This is a genomic window from Rhodococcus sp. P3_B8, assembly GCF_056402775.1.
The window spans coordinates 1-6887 of the sequence record NZ_JBFUGT010000333.1; the positions used below are offsets into that span (position 1 = coordinate 1).

The window sequence follows — 6887 nt, forward strand, 5'->3', positions numbered from 1 at the left end:
GTGCACAGGACCTCGACACCCCGGTCACCTCGGCGATCGACGTCAACGCGGTCACCACCGAGGTGGAGGACCGGCCGCAGCTGCGCGCCACCTGGGCGTACGCGGCCGGTGTCCTGACCGTCGCCGAGGTCCGGGAACTCGCCGAACTGTGGGTCCGGGCGCTCACCGCGCTCACGACGTACGCGGCCCGCCCCGACGCCGGCGGCGTGACCCCGTCCGACCTCGAATTGGTCAGCCTCGACCAGGACRCCATCGACCGCATCGAATCGCGCTTCCCGGCGCTGTCCGACATCTGGTCGCTGTCGCCGCTGCAGTCCGGACTGCTCTTCCACGCACTGCTGGCCGATCAGACGATCGACTCGTACACGGTGCAGGTGACTCTCGAACTGCGCGGTGCCGTGCCGTCCCGCATGCGGGTGGCCGGGCAGGCCCTGCTCGACCGGCACGCGAACCTGCGGGCGTCGTTCGTCTACGACGAGGGCGGCACCCCGGTTCAGGCGATCCACGGGTACGCCGAGCTGCCCTGGACGGAGATCGACCTGTCCGGGCTGGACGCGGAGAGCCGCGAGGCCGAGATCGTGCGACTCCTCGACGCCGACCGGCGCCGCGGGTTCGACATGGCCACCCCGCCGCTGTTGCGGTTCATGCTGATCCAGATCGGTGGGGACGAGCAGCGCCTGATCATCACCAACCACCACATCCTGCTCGACGGCTGGTCGATGCCGCTGCTGATCCGCGACCTCCTGACCCTGTACGCCACGGAGGGTGACGCCACGGCGCTGCCGCGGGTGCACCCGTACCGCGACTACCTCGCGTGGATGTCGCACCGCAGCACCGAGGACTCCCTCGGTGTGTGGCGGCGTGCCCTCGCCGGGGTGGAGGAGCCGACGCTGCTCGCGCCCGCCGACGCGTCGGTGCAGAGCGACACGCAGTCCAATGAACTGCTCGTCGAACTCGACGTCGACCGGACCGATCAGCTGAGTGTGCTCGCACGCGAGCACGGTCTGACCCTCAGCACCCTGATCCGCACCGCGTGGGGAATCGTGCTGGGCGGCTTGGTCGGTCGCTCCGATGTGGTCTTCGGTGGGACGGTGTCCGGTCGGCCTCCGCAGATCGCGGGGATCGAGTCGATGGTGGGCCTGTTCATCAACACCCTGCCGGTGCGCGTGGTTCTCGACCCGCGGGAAACGCTGGGGGAGTTGCTCGAACGCATCCAGGGCGAGCAAGCCGCGCTGCTCGACCACCACTACGTCGGACTGACGGACATTCAGTCGGTGGCCGGTCCCGGTGCCGGTTTCGACACGCTGACCGTGTTCGAGTCGTATCCCGTCGATCGGGAAGGGCTGACCGAGCAGACCGACATCGCCGGCATGCACGTCCTCGACGTGCACGACAGCGCGAACGCCGCCCACTACCCGCTCGCGCTGATCGCCTCGGCGCACGAGAACCTGCAGCTGAAGCTCGAGTACGTCGAGGAGCTGTTCGACCGGGCCGACGTGGAGCGGATCGGCGACCGGATCGTCCGGGCGCTGATCGCGCTCGCCGAGCATCCCGGGATGAAACTGGCGCAGCTGCGTCTGCTCACCGACGTCGAGGAGGCCGAACTGGTTCCGGCCCGCGGCCCGTCCGGCCGCTCCGTGCGAACACTGCCGCAGATGTTCACCGACACGGCCGCCGCCGCGGGGGACGCGACCGCACTCGTGTTCGGGGACCGCCGGATGTCCTACCGGGAACTGGACGAACGGTCCAACCAGCTCGCGCGTCTGCTCATCGACCGCGGCGTCGGCCCGGAAGACATCGTGGCCCTGGGTATCTCACGGTCCATCGAATCGGTCCTGGCGGTCTGGTCGATCACCAAGACCGGCGCGGCGTTCGTTCCGGTCGATCCGACCTACCCGCGTGAGCGGGTCGAGCACATGGTCACGGATTCCGGGTGCACGTTCGGTCTCCGCCTGGACGCCGACCACGGCCGGCTCCCCGACGCGGTCAGCTGGCTGACCCTCGACGACGCCGAGACCGCGACGGCCGTTCGGGCGATGTCCACCGACACCGTCACCGACGACGACCGCGTCGCGCCCCTGCGCTTCGCACACCCGGCGTACGTCATCTACACGTCCGGCTCCACCGGCAAGCCGAAGGGCGTGGTGGTCAGCCACCGCGGTCTCGACAATTTCGCCGAGGAGCAGCGGACCCGCTACGCGACCGATTCCACGTCGCGGGCGTTGCACTTCTCCTCACCGAGCTTCGACGCCTCGGTCCTCGAATACCTGCTGTCGTTCGCCGTCGGCGCGACCATGGTGATCGTGCCGCCGTCCGTGTACGGCGGCGAGGAACTCGCGGAGTTGATCCGCAGCGAGAGCGTCACCCACGGGTTCGTCACCCCCGCGGCGCTGGCCTCCGTCGACCCCGAGGGGCTCGACGTGTTCCAGAACGTGGTCGCCGGCGGCGAGGCGGTCCCGCCGGAACTGGTGACCCGCTGGGCGCCGGGCCGCACCATGTACAACGGCTACGGTCCCACCGAGACCACCATCATGAGCAACCTCAGCGACCACCTGCAGGCGGGGGAGACGGTCACCATCGGTGCCCCCGTCCGCGGCGTCTCCGAGGTGATTCTCGACTCGCGGCTGCAACCGGTCTCCGTCGGCGTCGCCGGCGAGCTCTACATCTCCGGTGAGGGCCTGGCCCGCGGCTATCATGCACGCGCCGGGCTGACCAGCGAGCGGTTCGTCGCCAACCCCTACGGCGGGCCGGGCGACCGGATGTACCGCACCGGCGACCTCGCGCGGTGGCGGTCCGATCACACGGTCGAATACCTGGGCCGCACCGACTTCCAGGTGAAGATCCGCGGGTTCCGCATCGAGCTCGGCGACATCGACAGCGCGCTCGCCGCGCATTCGTCCGTGGCGTTCGCCGTCACCCTCGGGCGTCCCGGCCCCGCCGGCGACACCGTACTCGTCTCCTACGTGCTGCCGGAGACCGAGTCGGCACTGGAACCGCCGGAACTGAAGGAGTGGACGGCGAACCTGCTGCCCGCACACATGGTGCCGTCCAGCATCATGATCCTGGACGAGATCCCGCTCACCCCCGTCGGCAAGCTCGATCGGGCAGCGCTGCCCGAACCGCAGTTCCTGCCCACGTCGGACGACTTCCGGCCGCCGTCGACGGTCCTCGAACACACGATCGCCGACGTCATCACCACCGTCCTGGGCATCGAACGGGTCGGCATCGACGACAACTTCTTCGACATCGGCGGAAACTCGCTGATCGCGACCCGTGTCGCCGCGCGCCTGACCGCGGAACTGGACACCGACATCGGTGTCCGCACCCTGTTCGAGGCGCCGACGATCCATCAGCTGGCCCGCCTCATCGAGTCGACGGCATTCGCACCCGCGCAGGACGGCGCCCACGTCCGGATCCCGCTGGGCCCGATGCCGCGGCCCGCGCACGTGCCGGTGTCCCTGGCGCAGAAGAGGATGTGGTTCCTCAACCAGTTCGACACGTCGTCGGCGGCCTACAACATTCCCCTGGCCGTGCGGCTGACCGGTCACCTGGACGTGGAGTCGCTGCGCGCGGCGGTGACGGACGTCTTCGTCCGCCACGAATCGTTGCGGACCGTGTTCCCGTCCCACGACGGCGAACCGACCCAGGTGGTCCTCTCGCCGGGTCAGTGGACGCCGAACCTCGAGATCGTCGAGGTGTCCGAGGACGAACTGAGGGAGCACATCGCCGGTCTCGCGACCGCCGGCTTCGACGTGACGGCCGACGTGCCGATGCGGTCGGCGCTGTTCGCACTCGCCCCCGACGACCACGTGCTCGTCATCGTGGTGCACCACATCTGCGCCGACGGGTTCTCGCTCACCCCGCTCGCCCGGGACGTCATGACCGCGTACGCCGCCCGCATCGCGGGGAGCGCACCGCAGTGGAACCCACTGTCGGTGCAGTACGCCGACTACACCCTGTGGCAGCTGCAACTGCTGGGCGACGAGAGCGACGCCGAATCGCTGATCTCCCAGCAACTCCGGTACTGGACGGATCAGCTGGCCGACCTGCCCGAACTCCTGCAGCTGCCCACCGACCGGGCGCGGCCGGTCCAGCAGTCGTTCCGCGGTGCGCAGGTCGACTTCACGATTCCGGCGGACGTGCACCGGGCGCTGGCGGCGTTGGCGCGCAAGCACAACTCCACCATGTTCATGGCCGTCCACGCGGCCCTGTCGGTGCTGCTGTCGGCGCTCTCGTCGACCGAGGACATCGCGGTCGGCACACCCATCGCCGGCCGCGGTGACGCGGCACTCGACGACATGGTCGGCATGTTCGTCAACACCCTGGTGCTGCGGAGCGCTGTCGACCCGGCGGCGGGTTTCGGCGCCCTGATGGATCAGGTGCGGGCCACCGACCTGGCCGCGTTCCACCATTCGGACCTGCCGTTCGAGCGGCTCGTCGACGTTCTCGCGCCGGAGCGCTCCACCGCGCACTCGCCGCTGTTCCAGGCGCTGCTCGAGTTCCGGAACAACGAGACGCCGCGGCTCGAGCTCCCGGAACTGACCGCGGCCGCCGTCGATTTCGATCTCGAGGTCGCCAAGTTCGACCTGCAGCTCAGCGTCGAGGAAGGATTCGACGCGGACGGGGTGGCGTCGGGTATCGCCGCGTCGTTCATCTTCGCCACCGATCTGTTCGACGCCGGCACCGTCCGGACGTTCGCCGACCGGTTCCTGCGCATCCTCGGTGCCGTCACCTCCGACCCRCTGGCCCCGGTCGGGGACATCGTGATCACCGACGCCGCCGAGCGGTCGGCGATGGCGACCGAATGGAACACCGCCGGACTCGACGCGGGCACCGACACCCTCGCGGACCGGTTCGCCCAGAGCGTGGCCYGGTTCCCCGACGCCACGGCCGTGACGTCGGAGGACGTGGCACTGACGTACGCGGAGCTCGACGCCCGGTCGAACCGGCTGGCCCGCCTGCTCATCTCCCAGGGAGTGGGGCCGGAAACGCTGGTGGCCGTGGCGCTTCCACGCACCTGCGATCTGATCATCGCCCTGCTGGCGGTGATCAAGACCGGCGGCGGCTACCTGCCCGTCGATATCACCTACCCGGCGGACCGGCTGGCGTTCGTGTTCGAGGACGCCGCACCGAACTGTGTCATCACCACCACGGGGGACGTCTCCGCCCTGCCGGATTCGGAGRCCCCGGCGATCCTGCTCGACGACCCCGAGACCACCGCCGACCTCGCGCAGCAGTCGCCGGCGACGATCACCGACGCCGACCGGCTGGCGCCGCTCGACTCCGCGTCGGTGGCGTACGTCATCTACACCTCCGGGTCGACGGGCCGCCCCAAGGGCGTGGTCGTCTCGCACCGCAACGTGCTGACGCTGTTCGCGAACACGCAGCCGCTGTACGGGTTCGACGAGAACGACGTGTGGACGATGTTCCACTCGTACGCGTTCGACTTCTCCGTGTGGGAGCTGTGGGGTCCGCTGCTCTATGGCGGCCGACTCGTCGTCGTCGACTACTACACGGCGCGGTCGCCGGAAATGTTCCACGAACTCCTGCGGAACGAGCAGGTCACCGTACTCAACCAGACCCCGACCGCGTTCTACCAGCTCGCCGAGACCGACCGCATCGTCTCGGAGATCGACGTGAACGCGGCGGCACTGGCCCTGCGGTACGTGATCTTCGGTGGTGAGGCGCTCGACCTCGGACAGCTCGGCCGCTGGTACTCGCGGCACGACGACTCCGCCCCGACGCTGGTGAACATGTACGGCATCACCGAGACGACGGTCCACGTCAGCTACCTCGCGCTCGACCGCGAATTCGCCGAGTCCGCGTCGGCCAGCGTGATCGGCCGCGGAATCGCCGGGCTGCACGTCCACGTCCTCGACCGGCGCCTGCACCCGGTTCCCCCGGGCACCATCGGGGAGATGTACGTGTCGGGTGACCAGGTGACCCGCGGCTACCTCGGCCGGGCCGGGCTCAGTTCGACCCGGTTCGTGGCCGACCCGCTCCGGCCCGGGGCCCGGATGTACCGCACGGGTGACCTGGCGCGCTGGAACACCGACGGCCAGCTCGAGTACCTGGGCCGCAGCGACTTCCAGGTCAAGATCCGTGGTTTCCGCATCGAACTCGGCGAGATCGAATCCGCGCTGCTCCGGTACCGCGGCATCGCCCAGGCCGTCGTCCTCACCCGCGACGACGGGCACGGCGGTCACCGGCTGATCGGCTACGTGGTTCCGGAATCCGGCGCCACCGTCGAGGTGTCGTCCGCGCTCGAGTTCGTCGGCACCCAGCTCACCTCGTACATGGTGCCCGCCACCCTGGTGGTGCTCGACGCACTGCCGTTGACGAGCAACGGCAAACTCGACCGCCGCGCGTTGCCGGAACCCGACTTCGGGGCCCGGGTGTCGGCGGGCCGCGCCCCGGCCACGGAGATGGAAACCGTCCTTGCCGGTCTGTTCGCCGAGGTACTCGGTCTGGAATCGGTGGGTGTGGACGACTCGTTCTTCGCACTCGGCGGCGACAGCATCATGTCGATCCAGTTGGTGGCCCGGGCGAAGGCCGCCGGCGTGGTGCTCACCCCGCGGGACGTGTTCGAGGCCAAGACCGTTGCCACGCTCGCCGAGGCCGCCTCCTGGGCGGGCGCCGCCGACGTGGTGGTCCTCGACGAACTKCCGGGCGGCGGGATCGGCGAGATGCCGGTCACCCCGATCACCGCGTGGCTGCTCGAACGCGGCGGCGACTTCCGCCGCTACACCCAGACCGCGCTGCTGTCCCTGCCCGCCGCGGCCGACGAGACACTGCTGAAGCGCACGATCGCGGCCGTCGTGGATCACCACGACATGCTGCGGGCGCGTCTCCTCGGTGCCGAGCCGCAGTGGCGGATCGAGGTGCAG

The 6887-nt window shown here is 69.6% G+C and carries 1 protein-coding gene; it reads left to right on the plus strand.

The annotated features are described in order from the left end of the window. On the plus strand, positions 1-6887 hold a 6887-nt coding region (locus tag AC1D1G_RS39290; RefSeq protein WP_477956293.1), incomplete at both ends, for an amino acid adenylation domain-containing protein.